Raw genomic sequence first — 19,737 nt, 5'->3', positions numbered from 1 at the left:
ACAGCCGGTCTACCGCGCCACTATCGGGGCGCCGGGTGCCTGATCACCCACTGCCGCTCGGCGTCGCGAATTCGCCTGCGGTCCATACCAAGCCAGGACAGGCCGGCCCCGAACGCGAGCATCGAGATGATGGCGGCGGCAACACCGGCGCCGGCCTGACCCAGCGCGAAATTCACCACGCATACCGCGAACGCCAGCGCGGCCGCCGCGACCACGGCGAGACCGGGTGCTTGCGCCGCAGCAGGCGCCGATCCGCGCGCATGCCGGTCCGTGGTCCGATCGTGGTCGACAGGGTCGTGCCTCATGGCGTCTCCTCTGCTGTCACATCCGTTTCGGCCGATGTGTTGGTGCTACCCGAATGGCCGTTCGAACAAACGACTTGGCGGAGGTGACGCGCGCCGCGGCTCAGAGTGTTTGGTGACGCCCGAAGTACTTGTGGTCTTCGCTGTAGCCGCCATAACCGCTGCCGATGTCGTGGTAGTCGGCGACGAACTCAATGCCCTTGATCCACTTCACCAGTTTGAAGCCGTGCTGCAATTCGTTGCGCAGCCGCAGCGGTCTGCCGTGCATGTAGGGGAGCTGCTGGTCGTTCATGTTGTAGGCCAGCATCGTCATATGGTGGTCCATCTGCCCGATGTGGTGGGCGTTGTAGTAGATGCCGCCCGTGGCGCCCAGCCCCATCGAATAGAAGACCGCCCATTTCGCTTCGGGGAGCGGTTTGACGATGTCCATGATCGTTTGCATCTGCACGCCACCCCATTTGGCGACGCCCGACCACGCCTGGATGCAGAAGTGCTGGCTGATCTGCTCGTGGTAGGGCAGCGCCATCAGGTCCTCGAGCGAGAATTCCATCGGGTGTTCGACCAGACCATAGACGCGCAGCCGCCAGTCCTTGAAGTCGTCGCGCTCCAGCTCTTTGTACTCGACGGTCTCCGGCAGGCGTCCGTTGCGCCAGTGGTGGGGCGAGATGTCCTTTTCGGTGAAGGCGCCGGGCTTGGGGTCCAGCTGCTCGAGCATCCGCTGGAAGGGACCCACCAGCGCGTAACCCACCCGCTGCACCACGCGGGGATGGCGAATGGTGAAGGGAGTGGCCCAAACCCAGGCGATCGCGGTCAGCACCATGGCCGCGGCGAAGATGCCGAAGCCGATCCAGCTGTTGTCGTCGCGGGAGGCGAACATGTGGTTGAGGTTTCGCAGCGCGCTGGTGGTCAGAACCATGGTGACGTGCACCAGGATGAAGAACAGGAAGTAGACCAGCACCACGAAGTGCAGCGACCGCGCGTGCTGAATGCTCAGCCGCTTGCTGAGCCAGTGCACCCGCTGGGACAGCGCGGGCGACATGCCCAGACCGGTGATCAGCGCGGCCGGGGCGGCGATGAAAACGGTGGTGAAGTAGGACAGCAGCTGCAGGCCGTTGTAGGCGACCCAGCCGTTGTCGGTGGGCCAGTCCAGCGACAGGTACTGAATGGCCACCGACGCCGCGTTCGGGAAAACGTCCCAGCTCATCGGCACGATGTGGCGCCACTGACCGGTGGCGAACAACAGCACGTAGAAGACGGCCCCGTTGACGAGCCACAACACGTCGATGCCCAGGTGCCACCAGCGGGCCAGGCCGATGGAGTGCCGGAAGCCGGGCAGCCCCAGCTGCGGTGGCAGGGCGACCGTGTCGGCGTTGGCGGTCCACAGCTCGTCGTCCGGAACCGGTGGACCCACCCGCAGCCACTCGTCCTTACCCGGGGTGGCGTTGCGGCTGAAGTAAAGCCGGGGATGGTCGCAGAGGATCTGGATCCCCGTCCTGATGATGAACATCATCATGAAGAGGTTGAAAAAGTGCGTCCAGCCGATCCACGCCGGCAGGCCGGGGGGTACGCCGGCGCTGTCCGATCCGGGGTAGCGGTGGATGAACGACTGCACCGCCGGGACGTTGTGCAGGCCTTTGCCGACCGCGATCCCGGCGATCAGCACGGCAAACCCGATCGGGATCAGCCACAGCAGGTTGAACCATCGGTCGCGGCCGATGCGCAGCTTCGGGGCGGTGGCCCGCCTGGTGAGATCGAAGCCGCCACCGTAGTGCTCCACATCGATGACGTCTTCGGCGGTGTGTATCTCGTTGCGGTAGTCCGGATTAACCGTCAGCGGTGTGCCCACTGCCAGCGTCGATACCGAGCCGCGCTGCGCTGCTCGCCCTGCACCGGTCCCCGCGGAATCAACGGTGTTCGTCACGCGCCCGAAATTACACGAATGCACCTGGATAAATTGGAGTCAATCGGGATCGACGGCCCTCGCCGCGGCGCCCACACGGGGTGCGATGGACGGCACGCGCGCCGGTGTGCGCAAAATCCGGCCGAGGGCGGACGGTGTTAGCCGCACCTACCCAAAGAAAGCGCTGATTTGTGCCGCAGATACGAACCGATGAGTTTAGCTGTGAGTGTGCGCATAATCTGCTGCCAACACGCTAGGCGGGGTCGTGCGGCAGCAGCCGGCGCACCGGGCGGGTCTCGATGGCGTGGACCGTCAGTGTCCGGCGGCTGATCCGCCAGCCCGCATCGGTCAGCACATACTGGTCGTCGTAACGCAGGTGCCACGCCACGTCCACCAGCTCGCCGCCGCGCTCGCTCCAATGGTGCGCGACGCAGGTGATCCGCCCGCGCGCGGTGCCGGGTTGCGCGGCCGCGTCGTACACCTCACCGATGATCGCGTGCTCGGTGCGGGCGACGGCGGCGACGGCCGCGACCGCGGCGGTGATTGCGTCGCGGCCGCGATGCGAATGGATCGGCAACAGATCGGCCGGCGGTGCCGGCACCGCCAGTTCCGCGTCGGCGGCGAAAAGACTTGCAACAAACTCAAATTCGCGATCATCGACGCTGGCGGCATACCGGTGCACCAGATCGCTCAGCGCGGCCCGCTGGTCGGCGGACAGCGTCATGATTTCAGGGACAGCCGTTGCGCACAGGCCGACAACAGGTCTTTGGCCTGCTCGATGTCGGTGGTGGGCGGCATGGCCAGCACCAGACGGTCGGCGCCCTGATCGGCGAGGGCGGCCGCGCGCTCGGCATCGATCTTGGCGACGGCGTGGCCCAGCGACACCTCCAGCGCCGACGGATCACGGCCCGCGTCCGCCGCATCGTCGCGCATGAGCGCGATCAGCGACGCGAGACGTGGCCCGGTCACTCCGAGCGGCTGGAAGCCGTCGCCGAGGCGTCCGGCGCGGCGCGCGGCGGCTCGGCTGTGGCCGCCGATATGAATCGGGAGGCGTTCCGCCGCAGCGGGTTTCGGATAGCTCATGACATTCTCGAAGTTAAAGAATTCGCCCGCGAACGATGCCCCGCCGGACCGCTGAGCCCACAGCTCCCGCATGACGGACAGCTGCTCGTCGGCCCGTCGGCCACGGCTGTCGAAATCCACATCGCAGGCGGCCAGCTCCTCCTTCAGCCAGCCCACGCCCACACACAGGCGCAGCCTGCCGCCGGACAGGGTGTCGACGGTGGCGGCCCGCTTGGCCAGCACCACCGGGTGGTGGTTGGGGAGGACCAGCACGCCGGTGGCCAGGCCCAGGCGGCTGGTCTGGCCGGCAAGAAACGCAAGCAGGTCAAGGGGATCCGGGATGGGGCAGTCTGGCGTTAGTCCGACGCGACCGGAGTCGTCGTAGGGGTAGACGCTGTCGTAGCGGGTGAGCAACACGGTGTGCTCGACGACGACGATCGATTCGAACCCGCAGGCTTCGAGGTGGCGCGCGAAGGCCACCATCCAGTCGGGGTCCGCAGTGACACCGTCGGCGACCGGGGCCACGACTGAGACCTTCATGGGTTTTGAAGCTAACAAGGCACCCGGCGGGGCGACTAGCGGGTCGCGCTTTCGGCGGCGACGGGCGCGAGCGCGGCGCGCACGGCTTCGGTGAGCGTGGCGGTGCGCGGATCGGTGAACACGTCCTCGAGCATCACCGCGGTCCCGTCGGGGCCCGTCAGCGGCACCCGCCAGTTGGGGTATTCGTCGGTGGTGCCGGGCTGATTCTGGGTCCGGCGGTCACCCACGGCGTCGGTCAGCGCCACGCCCAGCAGCCGCGACGGCGTCCTGCCCAGGTAGCGGTACAGCGCCAGCACGACCTGCTCGGGGTCCTCCTCGCCGTCCTCGAGCAATCCGACCCGGCGCAGCTCGGCCATCCACGCCGCCAGCTCCGTTCGGTCGGACTCGAGCTCCTCTTCGACGGGACGGGTCAGCAGCCCCAGCGAATCGCGCAGCCGCACATGGTCACCCGCCAGATAGCCTGCAGTCGGAGGCAGGTCGTGGGTGGTGACCGAGGACAGGCAGTACTCGCGCCAGCGCTCGGCCGGCAGCGGGCCCCCGTTCCCGTCGCGGTCCAGCTCGAACCAGAGGATCGAGGTGCCCAGCAGGCCCCGTAGCAAGAGGTAGTCGCGCACCCAGGGCTCGACCGTGCCGAGGTCCTCCCCGACGACGACCGCGCCGGCGCGATGGGCTTCCAGCGCGACGATGCCGATCATGGCTTCGTGGTCGTAGCGCACGTAGGTGCCTTCGGTGGGTGAGGCGCCCCGCGGGATCCACCAGAGCCGGAACAACCCGATGATGTGGTCGATGCGCACGCCGCCGGCATGTCGCAGCACCGCGCGGATCAGCGCACGGAACGGCCGATATTCGTGCTCGTCCAATCGGTCTGGCCGCCACGGCGGTTGGGACCAATCCTGGCCGAGCTGATTGAACTCGTCCGGCGGCGCGCCCGCGGTGACGCCCAGCGCCATCACGTCCTGCAGCGCCCAGGCGTCGGCGCCATTGGGGTGCACGCCGACGGCCAGGTCGTGCATGACGCCCAACGACATGCCGGCCCGGATCGCCTGCGACTGCGCCGCGGCCAGCTGCTCGTCGAGTTGGTACTGCAGCCAGCGGTGGAAATCGACTGTGTCCGAATGCTTCTTGACGAAGTCCGCAACCCCGGGCGCGTCCGGGTGCTGTAGCGCCTCCGGCCAGGAGTGCCAGTCGCCGCCGTACTTCTCGGCCAGCGCACACCAGGTGGCGAAGTCGTCCAGCGCGCGGCCCTCCCGGTCGCGGAACGCGGTGTAGGACAGCTCCCGTCCCGCCGACCGCGGTTCCTCGTGCAGGAGCTTGAGCGCAGCCCGCTTGGCCGCCCATGAGCTGTCGCGGTCGATGGTGTCGACGCGGGCGGCGCGCTGCTGCACCTCGGAGCGCAGCCGCCGGACCCTGCTGCGCTTGGTCAGGTCGGCGAATTCGGGGATCGCCTCGACGTGAAGATAAATCGGGTTGACGAAGCGGCGCGACGTCGGCAGGTACGGCGACGGCTCCATCGGCTTGGTCGGGGCCGCCGCGTGCAGGGGATTGACCAGGAGATAGTCGGCGCCGTGGCGCGACGCCGACCACACCGCCAGGTCGGTCAGATCGGTCAGGTCGCCGATGCCCCACGACTGCCGCGACCGCACGCTGTAGAGCTGAACGGCCAGACCCCATGCGCGCCGGGCACCGAGTCGCTCCGGCAGCCCGAGCCAGTCCGGCGTGACGATCAGTGCGGTGCTGGTCTCGGAGTCGCCGGAGCGCAAATGCACCCGGTGATAGCCCAGCGGCAGATGGGCGGGCAGCAGAAAGCTGGCCTCGCCCACCCAGCGGCCGTCCAGGTCGAACGGCGGGGTGAAGTTGTCGACCTGTTCGACACCGCCGCGCACCGTGCCGTCTTCGAGCTGCAACCACACCTCGGCGGGATCGCCGTGGGTCACATGCGCCCAGAACCGGATCGGCTCGCCGGTGCGCCCGACGATGGTCGCCGGCAGCCGGCGCGCCCAGTGCGCCCGCAGCTTCGCGGTCAGCGCGACATTGCGCTCCTGCTCGTTGTCGGCCGCGACGCCGAGGGCACCCAGCACGGCCTTCAGCGTGGTCTCGGAGACCCGCACCCGCCTACCGGTCCAGTCCTCGTAGTCCGTCGCGATGCCGTACCTCCGGGCGAGTTCGATCAGCGACGGCGCGAGTTCAGTCATACCGCCATCTTGCTGCCCGGATTCGCGGCCCTGCGACTCGGACCCGGCGCGAGTTGGCGCATTCTTTGCTGTGTGGTGGCCTGCCATTCATTTATGACTTCTCCCGAGAACGGCTCGGTGCGCTCGACAGGACGAAAGGCCGCGCGGCCACTACGATGCTCCGAGGAGACGAAAAGGATCCGGTCGCTCGTCCGTGGGGGAAACGAAACTGCCAGCTCAATGGCGTGTGTCGCCGCCGTCGTCGCCGGCGGCTCCGGCGCGGGGAACGCGGCCGGCTTCGGGTGCATAAAGAGATGTAGAAGTGAATGGCATTGGCGCCGCGTGGCGAGGTCCGCGCAGGTGCCTTACGGTTGTCATGTAATTCGCGCTGGATCAGTTCAGCGGGACAATATCCAGGCGCATCAGTAGACCGGATGGTGAATTAAGTGGCGGAAGAGAGTCGCGGGCAGCGCGGGTCGGGGTACGGCCTCGGGTTGTCGACCCGGACCCAGGTGACCGGCTACCAATTCCTTGCGCGCCGGACCGCGATGGCACTGACCCGGTGGCGCGTCCGCATGGAGGTCGAGCCCGGACGGCGTCAGAACCTGGCCGTGGTGGCATCGATCTCCGCCGCGCTGGTGATCTGCCTCGGCGCGCTGCTCTACTCCTTCATCAGCCCGGCCGGCCAGATCAACGAGTCGCCGATCATCGCCGACCGCGACTCGGGCGCGCTGTACGTCCGCGTCGGCGACAAGCTGTACCCGGCGCTGAACCTGGCGTCGGCCCGCCTCATCACCGGCCGCCCGGACAACCCGCACCTGGTCAAGTCCAACCAGATCGCCAGCCTGCCGCGCGGTCCGATGGTCGGCATCCCGGGTGCACCGTCCAGCTTCCACCCGACCAATCCTTCTGCCTCCTCCTGGTTGGTCTGCGACACCGTGGCGAACTCGACCGGCGCCGGGGCGCCGTCCGGAGTGACGGTGACCGTGATCGACGGCAACCCCGATCTGGGCAACCACCGGCGGGTGCTGACGGGGTCGGACGCGGTGGTGCTGAACTACGGCGGGGACGCCTGGGTGATCCGGGACGGACGCCGCTCCCGCATCGACGGGTCGAACCGGTCGGTGCTGCTGCCGCTGGGCCTCACCCCGGAGCAGGTCAGCATGGCCAAGCCGATGAGCCGCGCCCTGTATGACGCGCTGCCGGTGGGCCCGGAACTGACCGTGCCGCAGATCCAGAATGCCGGCGCCGGGGCGTCGTTCCCGAACGCGCCCGGCCCGATCGGCACGGTGATCGTCACCCCGCAAATCAGTGGGCCGCAACAGTATTCATTGGTGCTGGCCGACGGTGTGCAGACGCTGCCGCCGTTGGTGGCCCAGATCCTGCAGAACGCCGGGCCGGGCAACACCAAGCCGGTGACCGTGGAACCGTCCGCGCTGGCGAAGATGCCGGTGGTCAACAAGTTGGATCTGTCGTCCTACCCGGACGCGCCGCTGAACGTGATGGACATCCGCGAGAACCCGGCGACCTGCTGGTGGTGGCAGAAGACCTCCGGTGAGAACCGGGCCCGCGTCCAGGTCATCTCCGGCGCCACCATTCCGGTCGAGCAGAAGGACGTCACCAAGGTGGTGTCGCTGGTCAAGGCCGACACCACCGGCCGCGAAGCCGACCAGGTCTTCTTCGGGCCCGACTACGCGAACTTCGTGGCCGTCACCGGAAACGACCCCGGAGCCAAGACGACCGAATCGTTGTGGTGGCTCACGGATGCGGGTGCCCGGTTCGGAGTCGACGACACCCGCGAGGTACGAGAAGCGTTGGGCCTCAAGACGAAACCGGGCCTGGCGCCGTGGGTGGCGCTGCGGCTGCTGCCGCAGGGGCCGACCTTGTCGCGAGCGGATGCGCTGGTGGAGCACGACACGCTACCGATGGATATGTCACCAGGAGAGTTGGCGGTACCGAAGTGAAACGTGGATTTGCGCGGCCGACGCCGGAGAAGCCTCCGGTAATCAAGCCGGAGAACATCGTCCTTCCGACGCCGTTGAGCATCCCGCCGCCAGAAGGCAAGCCGTGGTGGCTGATCGTGGTCGGCGTCGTGGTGGTCGGCCTGCTGATCGGTATGGTCGCCATGACCTTCGCCAGCGGTTCGCACGTGTTCGGCGGCGCCGGATCGATCTTCCCGATCTTCATGATCGGTGGCGTCGCGATGATGATGTTCGGCGGCCGGTTCGGCGGCCAGCAGCAGATGAGCCGGCCCAAGCTGGACTCGATGCGCGCCCAGTTCATGCTGATGCTGGACATGCTGCGCGAGACCGCCCACGAGTCGGCCGACAGCATGGACGCCAACTACCGGTGGTTCCACCCGGCCCCCACCACGCTGGCCGCCGCGGTCGGGTCGTCGCGGATGTGGGAACGCAAGCCCGACGGCAAGGACCTGAACTTCGGGGTGGTCCGCGTCGGCGTCGGTATGACGCGTCCCGAGGTGACCTGGGGTGAGCCCCAGAACATGCCGACCGACATCGAGCTGGAGCCGGTGACCGGTAAGGCGCTTCAGGAATTCGGGCGTTACCAAAGCGTCGTCTACAACCTGCCCAAGATGATCTCGGTGTTGGTCGAGCCCTGGTACTCGCTGGCCGGGGATCGCGAGCAGGCGGTGGGACTGATGCGGGCGATCATCTGCCAGCTGGCGTTCTCGCACGGGCCCGACCACATGCGCATGATCGTGGTCAGTTCGAACCTGGACGAGTGGGACTGGGTGAAGTGGCTGCCGCACTTCGGTGACCCGCGCCGCCAGGACGCCGCCGGCAACGCGCGAATGGTCTACAGCTCGGTGCGCGAGTTCGCCGCCGAGCAGGCCGAATTGTTCGCCGGCCGTGGCTCTTTCACGCCGCGGCACGCGAGTTCGTCGGCTCAGACGCCGACCCCGCACACCGTGATCATCGCCGACGCCGTCGACCCGCAATGGGAGTATGTGATCAGCGGCGAGGGCGTCGACGGGGTGACGTTCTTCGACCTGACCGGTTCCGCGATGTGGAGCGCGGTTCCGGAGCGCACGCTGCGGTTCGACGAGAAGGGTGTGATCGAGGCGCTGCCCCGTGACCGCGACACCTGGATGGTCATCGACGAGAAACCCTGGTTCTTCGCCCTCACCGACCACATCAGCACCGTCGAGGCCGAGGAGTTCGCGCAGAAGCTGGCGCGCTGGCGGCTGGCCGAGGCGTACGAGGAGATCGGCCAGCGGGTGGCGCACATCGGCGCCCGAGACATCATGGCCTACTACGGAATCGACGATCCGGGCCGCATCGACTTCGAGGCGCTGTGGGGTAGCCGCAACGACTCGATGGGCCGGTCCCGGTTGCGCGCGCCGTTCGGTGTCCGCTCCGACAACGGCGAGCTGCTGTTCCTGGACATGAAGTCGCTGGACGAGGGCGGCGACGGCCCGCACGGCGTCATGTCCGGTACGACCGGTTCGGGTAAATCGACCCTGGTGCGAACCGTGATTGAGTCGCTGATGCTCAGCCACCCGCCGGAGGAGCTGCAGTTCGTGCTGGCCGACCTCAAGGGTGGGTCGGCGGTCAAGCCGTTCGCCGGCGTGCCGCACGTATCCCGGATCATCACCGACCTGGAAGAAGACCAGGCGTTGATGGAGCGCTTCCTGGACGCGCTGTGGGGTGAGATCGCCCGCCGCAAGGCGATCTGCGACAGCGCCGGTGTCGACGACGCCAAGGAATACAACTCGGTGCGCGGCCGGATGCGGGCACGCGGCCAGGACATGGCGCCACTGCCGATGCTCGTGGTCGTCATCGACGAGTTCTACGAGTGGTTCCGCATCATGCCGACCGCGGTCGACGTCCTCGACTCCATCGGCCGTCAGGGTCGCGCGTACTGGATCCACCTGATGATGGCGTCGCAGACCATCGAGAGCCGCGCCGAAAAGCTCATGGAGAACATGGGTTACCGGTTGGTGCTGAAGGCGCGCACCGCCGGTGCGGCGCAGGCGGCCGGTGTGCCGAACGCGGTCAACCTGCCCGCGCAGGCCGGTCTGGGCTACTTCCGCCGCAGCCTGGAAGACATCACCCGGTTCCAGGCCGAATTCCTGTGGCGGGACTACTTCCCGCGCGGCCTCACCGACGACGGGGACGAAGCGCCGGCGCTGGTGCACAGCATCGACTACGTCCGTCCGCAACTGTTCACCAACTCGTTCACCCCGCTGGAAGTCAGCGTCGGGGGACCGGAGGTGACCGCCCCCGCCATTCCCGCCGATGGTGACGCACTTCCGATCGAGGCGGCCGAGGACGACGACTCCGAAGGGATCCGGACGCCCAAGGTCGGCACGGTCATCATCGACCAGCTGCGCAAGATCGACTTCCAGCCGTACCGGCTGTGGCAGCCGCCGCTGAACCAGCCCGTCGCCATCGACGAACTGGTGGACCGGTTCCTCGGCCACCCCTGGCAGCAGGACTACGGCACCGCGCAGAATCTGGTCTTCCCGATCGGCATCATCGACCGTCCCTTCAAGCACGACCAGCCGCCGTGGACGGTCGACACGTCGGGGCCCGGTGCCAACGTTCTGATCCTGGGTGCCGGTGGTTCGGGTAAGACGACCGCGTTGCAGACCCTGATCTGCTCGGCGGCGCTGACCCACACGCCCGAGCAGATCCAGTTCTACTGCCTGGCTTACAGCAGCACCGCGCTGACCACCGTCGCCCGGCTGCCCCATGTCGGTGAGGTGGCCGGCCCGACCGACCCCTACGGCGTGCGCCGCACGGTGGCCGAGCTGCTGGCGCTGGTGCGGGAGCGCAAGCGCAGCTTCCTCGAGTACGGGATCGCCTCGATGGAGGTGTTCCGGCGGCGCAAGTTCGGCAACGAGCCGGGTCCGGTCCCCAACGACGGCTTCGGCGACGTCTACCTGGTGGTGGACAACTACCGGGCGCTGGCCGAAGAGAACGAGGTGCTGATCGAGCAGGTCAACGTGATCATCAACCAGGGCCCGTCGTTCGGCGTGCACGTGGTGGTCACCGCCGATCGCGAATCGGAGCTGCGGCCGCCGGTGCGCAGCGGTTTCGGCTCGCGGGTCGAGCTGCGGCTGGCCGCCGTGGAGGACGCGAAGCTGGTGCGTTCACGCTTCGCCAAGGACGTTCCGGTCAAGCCGGGCCGCGGCATGGTCGCGGTCAACTACGTCCGCCTCGACGCCGACCCGCAGTCCGGCCTGCATACGTTGGTGGCGCGTCCCGCGCTGGCCAGCACGCCCGACAACCGGTTCGAGTCAAACAGCATCGTCGAAGCCGTCAGCCGCATCACGAGCGCTCAGGCTCCGCCGGTGCGCCGGCTGCCGGCGATCTTCGGGGTGGAACAGCTCCGCGAGCTCGCCGCGCATGACACCCGTCAGGGCGTCGGTGCGGGCGGAATCGCTTGGGCCATCTCGGAATTGGACCTGTCCCCGGTGTATCTCAACTTCGCTGAGAACGCGCACCTGATGGTGACCGGTCGTCGCGAATGTGGGCGTACCACGACGCTGGCCACCATCATGTCCGAGATCGGGCGGTTGTATGCGCCGGGAGCGACCAGCGCACCGACGCCGTCGCCGGGGCAGCCGTCGGCCCAGGTGTGGCTGGTGGACCCGCGTCGTCAGCTGCTGACCACACTCGGCTCCGACTACGTGGAGAAGTTCGCCTACAACCTCGACGGCGTGCAGGCGATGATGGGCGAACTGGCCGCGGTGCTGGCCGGCCGCGAGCCGCCGCCGGGCCTGTCCGCCGAAGAGCTGCTGTCGCGTAACTGGTGGAGTGGGCCGGAGATCTTCCTGATCGTGGACGACATCCAGCAGCTGCCGGCAGGCTTCGACTCGCCATTACACAAGGCCGCGCCGTGGGTGACCCGGGCCGCCGACGTCGGCCTGCACGTGATCGTCACGCGGACGTTCGGTGGTTGGTCTTCTGCCGGCAGCGACCCGATGTTGCGGGCACTGGCCCAGGCGAATGCGCCGCTGCTGGTGATGGACGCCGACCCCGACGAGGGCTTCATCCGCGGCAAGATGAAGGGTGGTCCGCTGCCGCGTGGCCGAGGCCTGCTGATGGCCGAGGACACCGGTGTGTTCGTTCAGGTCGCAGCGACCGAGTTCCGCAAGTAGGACGCGCACTGCGCTGGGGCCGACCGGATCAGGTTCAGCCCCAGCGCAGCGGCAAAGCTTTGAGCGCGAAACTCTTTGACGGGTAATTGATCTCGGGGGAGTAGTCCTCGGGCAGCTCGAAATCCGGAATCTGGGACAGCCATTCGGCGACGATCACCGTCAGTTCGATCCGCGCCAGGTGAGAGCCCAGGCAGCGGTGTGGCCCACCGCCAAACCCCCAGTGCCGGTGGACTTTCCCGTCCATATTGAGCTCGTTCGTGGACATCGCGTCGCTGTCGTCGCGATTGACCGCGGCCATGCACAGCCGCACCGACGTGCCCGGCGGCAGTGTCATGCCGCCGACTTCGACGAATTCGGTGGTGATCCGCGGCGCCACCGGGGCCGACGGTTCGAGTCGGACGATCTCCTCGATGAAAACCCTGATCTGCTTTGGATTGTCGCGCAGCTCCTTGCGCAGCTGCGGCCTGCGCGCCAACTCGTACAGCGAGAATCCGATGGCCGCGGTCACCGTGTCCAAACCGGCCAGGATCAGCAGGTGGCTCATGCCCAGCAGTTCGAGGTCGGTGAAGTTGCCCTTGCCCGTTATCACCTTCGACAGCATGTCCGACCCCGGGTTCTGCCGGCGCTGCGCGATGGCGTCGGCCAGATACTGCAGCAGCTGATCGGACTTCTCGATGTCGCTCTGGGTGATGAAGGGCTTTTCGCCGACGACGGCGTCTTTCCAATCGATGAGGCGGTCACGATCCTCGACCGGCAGGCCGTAGAGATCCAGGAACACCTGAAACGGGTACAGGTTGGCGAAGTCCGCCATCACCTCGCACTCGCCGCGGCCGGCCAGGGCGCCGATCATCTCGCCGGCGTGGCGCTCCAGCACCGGGCGCGACTTGCTCAGCGCGTGCGGGCTGAAATATGGCTGCAGAATCTGGCGGTAGCGGGTGTGCTGCGGCGGATCAAAAGCCAGCGGCAGCACCGGCAGTGGGTGGCCCGGGGGCTGCAGGACCGTCGACGAGAACACCTTGGTGTTGCGCAGTGCAGCCAGCACGTCTTCGCGCCGGGTGATGTAGTAGTGGCCGTTCATGAACACAACGGGTCCGGCGTCGCGCAGCGTCTTCCACCCGACGCCACGGTCCACGGTCATCGGCAGCGTGGCGAAATCAAGTCGGGGTAGGTAGAACGAGCCCTGCTGGCCTTCGCTCATGCGCTTCGCTCTCCGGTTGTCTGTATTCGCCCGAAAACGGCGACGCGATTGCGCCTTCGTCGGACTTCGTCGATATCAACATGTGGCGGCACATCAATATTGCATGCGCGGCAAAGGAACACGGACACGCCTACTCGGGCCGATTCGAAGCTTCGGGCGCACGGAATCGGCTGGCGAACATCTTCGATACTTTACCGACCGACTAACCTGGGTATCGAACCGTGAAGTGCCAGCCCGGCCATTTCGTGGAGCCGGTTACGGCCTGACCGGGCCGCCTAGGGAGGAAACCTCGTGAGGGTTCGTCTGGAACAGTCGAAATGTGTGGGCCACGCCCAGTGTTACGCCGTCGACCCAGACCTGTTCCCCATCGACGAGTCCGGCTATTCGATTCTCGAGGAGCACGACGTCGCACCCGAAGACGAGCAATTGACTCGCGATGGCGTCGCTTCCTGCCCCGAAATGGCACTCATTCTCGAAGAGGACTGACGGCGCATACTGTCCTGGCGCTGCAGGCGAAAAGCAAACGGATGATGAACAATCCGTTGCCTTTAGTGAACTCCCACCGACCGGGAATGAACAGTGGCTGGCCATTGATGAACAGGTGGCTTTGGGTGTCGGCGTTTGCCTCGTAACGAACTAATCTCAGTCGCGGGCGGCAGTTCGGGCACACGCGAGCTGTCGCTCGGTTGCTGATAGCGGGAGATTAGCCGAGGCAGAAGGTGCATGTCGTTTCTGACCAGACATCCGAGAAGTGCGGTGACACACCAACTTTGCGGGCGCAGTCAACTGGTCAACATGTACTGGGCCGCCGGGCTGATGGGGTTGGGGGACGAAGGGGCTCCTGCAGCGACTCCCGCGGGCGCAGTGACCGCCCGGTGGCGTCGTTTACAGAGCCGTGACCACGACCACCACTGATTCCTATGTGACAGCCGAGATCGCCTGCGTTCGCGGCCGACTGAGGAGGACACGGTGTTTGACTTCGCGGCGTTACCGCCCGAAATCAATTCCGGTCGCATGTATGCGGGTCCGGGGTCGGGGCCAATGATGGCCGCGGCCGCCGCCTGGGATGAGATTGCGGCGGAATTGGGTGTAGCGGCCAGCGGCTACAACTCGGTGGTTACCGAGCTCACCAGCGGGCCGTGGGTAGGACCGGCATCGATGTCGATGCTTTCGGCGATCACCCCGTACGTGAGCTGGCTCAGCACCATGGCCGCGCAGGCGGAGGAGACGGCAGGGCAGGGCCGGGCCGCCGCGGCGGCCTTTGAGGCGGCGTTTGCGATGACGGTGCCGCCACCGGTGATTGCCGCCAATCGAGTGTTGTTGGCGACCCTGGTGGCGACCAATTTCTTCGGGCAGAACACGCCCGCAATCGCGGCCACCGAGGCGCAGTACATGGAGATGTGGGCGCAAGACGCCGGCGCTATGGCCGGGTACACCGCGTCGTCGGCGGCCGCCTCGACGCTGAGTCCGTTCCTCACGCCGCCCAATACGACCACCCCGGAGGCGGACTCCGACCAGGCCGCCGCGGTCGCCAAGGCCGTCGCCGAGCCGGCGGGCAACACCGCACAGACCACGTCGCAGCTGGCGAGCCCACAAGTGTTGTCGGCCAGCACAACTCAGGCCGCGACACAGACAACCGCGGCCACCTCGAATCCCGGACTGATCTCGAGCACGATCCAGGACTTCTTGAATTCCGGCCTGCCGACCCCGACCAACAACTACCTGGGGCTGAACCCCACGCTCTACACCGTGATCCTCAAGCAAACCTCGGGTCTGGGCTATTTCTCCAACGGCATCGTGGCCTTCTGGTCGCAGCTGGCCCAGCAGTTGGTCTTCGGTCCCGGTGGTAGCACGGCGGGTGCCAGTGGTGCCTGGTACCCCACGCCGCAGTTCGCGGCCCTGGGTCTGGGCAACCTGGGCGGTGTGGGCCATGTGGGTGCGGTGTCGGCGGGGGTCGGCCAGGCCGGCCGGGTGGGGCTGCTCTCGGTGCCTCAGCATTGGGGGACGTTGACCTCGTCGGTGACGCCGGCGGCGCTGTCCGAGGAGGCCACACCGATCGAGGCCGCGGCGACCGGTGGAGCCAATTCTCCGGCCAACGGTCTGCTGCGGGGCATGCCTGTCGGGTCGATGGGCCGACGCGGCGCGGCCGCCGGCTATGTCAACAAGTACGGCTTCCGCTACAGCGTGCTCACCCGCCCACCATCCGCCGGATAAGAAAAGTCCAGATGAACGCCATGAACGGTCAACACAACGCACTGCTCGCCGGGCCCCACCGAAGGGAAGGAAGCTAGATGTCCTTTGTGACCACGCAGCCCGAGGCGCTTGCCGCCGCAGCGGGCAATCTTCAGACGATTGGCTCAACGCTGAGCGCTCAGAACGCCGCTGCGGCAGCCCCGACGACGGGGGTGGTGCCGGCGGCTGCCGACGAGGTCTCGGCGCTCACGGCGGCGCAGTTCGCCGCGCACGGGCAGATGTACCAAGCCGTCAGCGCACAGGCGGCGGCGATTCACGAAATGTTTGTCAACACCCTGAGCACCAGCTCCGGGTCGTACGCGGTGACTGAGGCGGCCAACGCGGCCGCGACTGGTTAAGGAGTCAATGATGTTGGATTACGGAGCGTTTCCGCCGGAGTTCAATTCGGCGCGAATTTATTCTGGTCCGGGGTCGGGGTCCTTGATGGCCGCGGCGTCGGCGTGGAGCGCGCTGGCGGCCGAGCTCAACTCGGCAGCGCTCAGCTACGAGCAGGTGGTCACCGCGCTGAGCAGCGAGGAGTGGACCGGCACGGCCTCCGCGGCGATGGCCCAAGCGGCGACTCCCTACGCCGCATGGATGACCACGACGGCCGCTCAGGCCGAGGAGGCGGCCACCCAGGCACGTTCGGCGGCCGCGGCGTATGAGACCGCGCTGGCCTCGTCGGTGCCGCCCCCGCTGATCGCAGCCAACCGGACACAATCGCAGCAGCTGCAGGCGACCAACGTCCTGGGGCAGAACACCCCGCTGATCGCGCAGCTGGAGGCCCAGTACGGCGAGTACTGGGCCCAGGATGCGGGCGCGATGTACAGCTATGCGGGCCAGTCCTCGTCGGCGACGAAGGTGACGCAGTTCCAGAAGGCGCCCGAAGTCACCAACCAGTCGGGCCAGGCCAACCAGGCCGCGGCGGTCACCAACGCGTCGGCGAACTCGACGGCGACCAACACGTCGAAGACCCTGCAGTCGCTGGCCACGCCGGCGGCGAGCACCACGACCAACGCGACGACGGCCGCCACGACCACGACGGATCCCTTGCAGGAGCTCTGGTTCCTGCTGACCGGGCAGACCACCCTGCCCACCAGCCTGGGATCGGCGGTCAACGGCTACAGCCCGTTCGCCAGCCTCTTCTACAACACCGAGGGTCTGCCGTACTTCAGTACCGGTATGGCCAACACGTTCACGCAGATCGCCAAGTCGACCGGTGCCCTCGGTGGGGCGGCCCCGGCGGTGGCCAAGGCGTTGCCGGGGCTTGGTGGCCTGGGCGGCATGCTGGGTGGCGGCGCGGCCGCGGCCCACCCGGTGGCGGCCCTGGGCAGCGCGGCTTCCGTCGGTGGCAAGTTGTCGGTGCCGGTCTCCTGGTCGGGAGCGCCGCCTACGCAGGTCCTGGGCCGTGCGATCCCGGTCAGCAGCGTCAGCGCCGCTCCGGAGGCGGCCGGTGGACCCGGAAACCTGCTCGGTGGCATGCCACTGGCCGGTGCCGGTACGGCCGGGCATGGAGTCGCCGGTCCCAAGTACGGCTTCCGGCCCACCGTGATGGCCCGCCCACCCTTCGCGGGATAGCCCCAGCCCCAACTGATCTCGAGCGCGCCCTGCCCCGGAATTATCGGGGGCAGGGCGCGTTCTCGTGCCGGTGCCAACCGCGGCCCGATGGTCGGCCCTGGTCACGCACAGCGGCGAACGGTCTCACGCCTGAGATCGCGCCGCCGCCCAGGGCCACCGCACCGAACCTGGCGCGGCCTTTATCTGCGGCCGGATTTTTACCCCGCGCTGGGGTCCTCGCGCCGGTGCCGTCCGCCCGGAACGGGCCGCGATGCCGGGGCGGTCGGTGGGTCGTAGCTGGCTGCAGCCGGGTGTTCCCGCAGGTAGTGACCGTGGCGGCGGCGCGCGACCGACGTCGACCCGGCCCTGCCGCCGCGACGGGACACCGCTCTCGGAACTGCCACCGGCATAGCGACCGCCGAATCGCGAAGCGGCGATGGGGCCACGTGTCCACCTAGCCTTCCGAAGCAAGCAAATTCTTCAAGGTCACCGCCGAGAGACCAGCTGCGAGGGGATACATGTCGTTCCAGCCCGGTGCTTCGTAACCATGGACTTCGGGGCATTACCGCCGGAGATCAACTCCGGTCGCATGTACGCGGGTCCGGGGTCCGGTCCGATCATGGCCGCGGCCGCGGCCTGGGACGGGCTCGGCGCCGAGCTGGGCTCGGCCGCCAGCGGTTACACGTCGGTGATCTCGGAACTGACTCACGCGCCCTGGGTGGGCCCGGCGTCCACGTCGATGCTGTCGGCGGTCACGCCGTACGTGAGCTGGCTCAGCGTCTTGGCCGCGCAGGCCGAGGAGACCGCGGGCCAGGCCAGGGCGGCGGCGGCGGCCTTTGAGGCGGCGTTTGCGATGACGGTGCCACCACCGGTGATCGCCGCCAATCGAGTGTTGTTGGCGACCCTGGTGGCGACCAATTTCTTCGGGCAGAACACGCCCGCGATCGCGGCCACCGAGGCGCAGTACATGGAGATGTGGGCCCAGGACGCCGCCGCCATGTACGGCTACGCCGGCTCGTCGGCCGCGGCTTCGGAGCTGACACCGTTCACTTCACCGCCCAACACCACCACCCCGGAGGCCGACTCCGACCAGGCCGCCGCGGTTGCCAAGGCCGTCGCCGAGCCGGCGGGCAACACCGCGCAGACCACATCGCAGCTGGCGAGCCCACAAGTGTTGTCGGCCAGCACAACTCAAGCGGTGACCCAGGCGTCGACCACGACCACCACATCGCAGACGGGCCCGTTCACCTGGCTCACGAGTGCGATCCAGAACTTCACCCAGTCCGGGTTGCCGACCCCGACCAACAACTACCTGGGGCTGAGCCCCAGCTTCTACACGGTGCTCCTCAAACAGACCACGGGTCTTGCCTATTTCTCGACTGGCATTACGAGCTTCTGGTCGCAGCTCTCCCAGCAGTTGGTCTTCGGTCCCGGTGGTAGCACGGCGGGTGCCAGTGGTGCCTGGTACCCCACGCCGCAGTTCGCGAGCCTGGGTCTGGGCAACCTGGGCGGTGTCGGCCATGTGGGTGCGGTGTCGGCGGGGGTCGGCCAGGCCGGCCGGGTGGGGCTGCTCTCGGTGCCTCAGCATTGGGGGACGTTGACCTCGTCGGTGACGCCGGCGGCGCTGTCCGAGGAGGCCACACCGATCGAGGCCGCGGCGACCGGTGGAGCCAATTCTCCGGCCAACGGTCTGCTGCGGGGCATGCCTGTCGGGTCGATGGGCCGACGCGGCGCGGCCGCGGGCTATGTCAACAAGTACGGCTTCCGCTACAGCGTGCTCACCCGCCCACCATCGGCCGGATAAGCGGCGGAATCAGGCATGTATCACCTCACCTTTAGCCGCGGCCGGATTTTATCCCCGACCTGGACACACGCGCGTCCGGCTACGCCGGCATCCCGCCGCGACGCGCGCAGCACACGGGCGCCGAGCTTCGACCATTCCCGCAGCTCACACCCGCTATCAAGGCCCCTCGCGGGGGAGTCGGTCGGCATCGCGCGACCGGCCCTGGCAACCGGCGCAACGGTGCGTCGAGCGGCTGCTACTCCACTGACCGACATGGCGGTGGCCACCAGCGCATTAACGTCTTTCACTACTCGACGCATCGATTCGAACATCACAGGTTAAGGGGCATATTCGTGGTGGATTATGGGGCGTTCCCACCGGAGTTCAATTCGGCGCGGATCTACTCGGGTCCGGGGTCGGGTTCGTTTGTGGCCGCGGCGTCGGCGTGGAGCGCGCTGGCGGCCGAACTCAATTCCGCCGCACTCAGCTACGACAACGTGATCACCTCGCTGAGCAGCGAGGAGTGGACCGGCACGGCGTCCGCGACGATGGCGCAAGCGGCCCAACCGTACGTGACCTGGCTGACCACGACGGCCGCTCAGGCCGAGGAGGCGGCCACCCAGGCACGTTCGGCGGCCGCGGCGTATGAGACCGCGCTGGCCTCGTCGGTGCCGCCCCCGCTGATCGCAGCCAACCGGACACAATCGCAGCAGCTGCAGGCGACCAACGTGCTGGGGCAGAACACCCCGCTGATCGCGCAGCTGGAGGCCCAGTACGGCGAGTACTGGGCCCAGGATGCGGGCGCGATGTACAGCTATGCGGGCCAGTCCTCGTCGGCGACGAAGGTGACGCAGTTCCAGAAGGC

General features: G+C 67.6%; 14 protein-coding genes. 8 read left to right on the top strand and 6 right to left on the bottom strand.

The genetic code is table 11. From position 1 onward, the window contains the following. Positions 1-20: 20 nt before the first annotated feature. The 5 genes from A5708_RS13375 to malQ all read right to left on the bottom strand — a co-directional run bounded on the left by A5708_RS13375 (position 21) and on the right by malQ (position 5,996). The gene (locus A5708_RS13375) at positions 21-305 is read right to left on the bottom strand and encodes a hypothetical protein (RefSeq protein ID WP_065029092.1); all 285 of its coding nucleotides are present in this window, start codon (positions 303-305) and stop codon (positions 21-23) included. Between the two features lie 100 nt (positions 306-405). Further along, positions 406-2,148, bottom strand: coding sequence for a molybdopterin-dependent oxidoreductase (locus tag A5708_RS13370; protein ID WP_065029091.1), 1,743 nt, complete (start codon positions 2,146-2,148; stop codon positions 406-408). Positions 2,149-2,455: 307 nt separating this feature from the next. Continuing rightward, positions 2,456-2,926, bottom strand: a complete 471-nt coding sequence (locus tag A5708_RS13365; RefSeq protein ID WP_065029090.1) for a nuclear transport factor 2 family protein — start codon at positions 2,924-2,926, stop codon at positions 2,456-2,458. Beyond that, the gene (locus tag A5708_RS13360) at positions 2,923-3,804 is read right to left on the bottom strand and encodes an LLM class F420-dependent oxidoreductase (protein WP_065029089.1); all 882 of its coding nucleotides are present in this window, start codon (positions 3,802-3,804) and stop codon (positions 2,923-2,925) included. Before A5708_RS13360 ends, A5708_RS13365 begins: the two co-directional genes overlap by 4 nt. Before the next feature lie 35 nt (positions 3,805-3,839). Next, positions 3,840-5,996: a 4-alpha-glucanotransferase gene (gene malQ / locus A5708_RS13355; protein WP_065029088.1), complete on the bottom strand. Its 2,157-nt coding sequence runs from the start codon at positions 5,994-5,996 to the stop codon at positions 3,840-3,842. A 425-nt stretch (positions 5,997-6,421) separates the two neighbouring features. On the opposite strand from malQ, the gene eccB reads away from it, so the two are divergent. Next, entirely contained in the window at positions 6,422-7,939 is a 1,518-nt protein-coding gene (eccB, locus tag A5708_RS13350; RefSeq protein WP_065029087.1) for a type VII secretion protein EccB, read from the top strand. Further along, on the top strand, positions 7,936-12,102 hold the full coding sequence (gene eccCa, locus A5708_RS13345) for a type VII secretion protein EccCa (protein ID WP_065029086.1): 4,167 nt from the start codon (positions 7,936-7,938) through the stop codon (positions 12,100-12,102). Before eccB ends, eccCa begins: the two co-directional genes overlap by 4 nt. A gap of 34 nt (positions 12,103-12,136) precedes the next feature. Here the strand turns inward: eccCa and A5708_RS13340 are convergent, their stop codons facing one another. Continuing rightward, a complete protein-coding gene (locus A5708_RS13340; RefSeq protein ID WP_065029085.1) occupies positions 12,137-13,300 on the bottom strand; it encodes a cytochrome P450 in 1,164 nt (387 codons plus the stop codon). Between the two features lie 291 nt (positions 13,301-13,591). Here A5708_RS13340 and A5708_RS13335 point away from each other — a divergent pair, with 291 nt between their 5' ends. The 6 genes from A5708_RS13335 to A5708_RS13310 form a co-directional block, all read left to right on the top strand. Further along, the gene (locus A5708_RS13335; RefSeq protein WP_064881146.1) at positions 13,592-13,786 is read left to right on the top strand and encodes a ferredoxin; all 195 of its coding nucleotides are present in this window, start codon (positions 13,592-13,594) and stop codon (positions 13,784-13,786) included. A 483-nt stretch (positions 13,787-14,269) separates the two neighbouring features. Continuing rightward, complete coding sequence (locus A5708_RS13330; RefSeq protein ID WP_065029084.1) at positions 14,270-15,514, top strand: PPE family protein; 1,245 nt, start codon at positions 14,270-14,272, stop codon at positions 15,512-15,514. Positions 15,515-15,591: 77 nt separating this feature from the next. Further along, positions 15,592-15,891 (top strand): PE family protein, encoded by a 300-nt coding sequence (locus tag A5708_RS13325; RefSeq protein WP_007771425.1) that lies wholly within the window; start codon positions 15,592-15,594, stop codon positions 15,889-15,891. Between the two features lie 7 nt (positions 15,892-15,898). Then, positions 15,899-17,110 (top strand): PPE family protein, encoded by a 1,212-nt coding sequence (locus A5708_RS13320; protein WP_065029083.1) that lies wholly within the window; start codon positions 15,899-15,901, stop codon positions 17,108-17,110. A gap of 526 nt (positions 17,111-17,636) precedes the next feature. Then, positions 17,637-18,893, top strand: a complete 1,257-nt coding sequence (locus A5708_RS13315) for a PPE family protein (RefSeq protein ID WP_065029082.1) — start codon at positions 17,637-17,639, stop codon at positions 18,891-18,893. Between the two features lie 332 nt (positions 18,894-19,225). Next, positions 19,226-19,737, top strand: a 512-nt coding sequence (locus tag A5708_RS13310) for a PPE family protein (RefSeq protein WP_155766006.1), incomplete at its 3' end; no start/stop codon positions are given.

Source organism: Mycobacterium colombiense, assembly GCF_001672755.1.
Classification (GTDB): domain Bacteria; phylum Actinomycetota; class Actinomycetes; order Mycobacteriales; family Mycobacteriaceae; genus Mycobacterium; species Mycobacterium colombiense_C.
The sequence above is the reverse complement of the archived record's forward strand: the minus strand, read 5'-3'. Positions and strand labels throughout refer to the sequence as shown.

Coding starts and splice junctions, on each gene's coding strand:
- A5708_RS13315 (WP_065029082.1), top strand. CDS start 17,637: ATGGACTTCGGGGCATTACCGCCGGAGATCAACTCCGGTCGCATGTAC.
- A5708_RS13325 (WP_007771425.1), top strand. CDS start 15,592: ATGTCCTTTGTGACCACGCAGCCCGAGGCGCTTGCCGCCGCAGCGGGC.
- A5708_RS13360 (WP_065029089.1), bottom strand. CDS start 3,804: ATGAAGGTCTCAGTCGTGGCCCCGGTCGCCGACGGTGTCACTGCGGAC.
- malQ (WP_065029088.1), bottom strand. CDS start 5,996: ATGACTGAACTCGCGCCGTCGCTGATCGAACTCGCCCGGAGGTACGGC.
- A5708_RS13340 (WP_065029085.1), bottom strand. CDS start 13,300: ATGAGCGAAGGCCAGCAGGGCTCGTTCTACCTACCCCGACTTGATTTC.
- A5708_RS13320 (WP_065029083.1), top strand. CDS start 15,899: ATGATGTTGGATTACGGAGCGTTTCCGCCGGAGTTCAATTCGGCGCGA.
- A5708_RS13365 (WP_065029090.1), bottom strand. CDS start 2,926: ATGACGCTGTCCGCCGACCAGCGGGCCGCGCTGAGCGATCTGGTGCAC.
- A5708_RS13375 (WP_065029092.1), bottom strand. CDS start 305: ATGAGGCACGACCCTGTCGACCACGATCGGACCACGGACCGGCATGCG.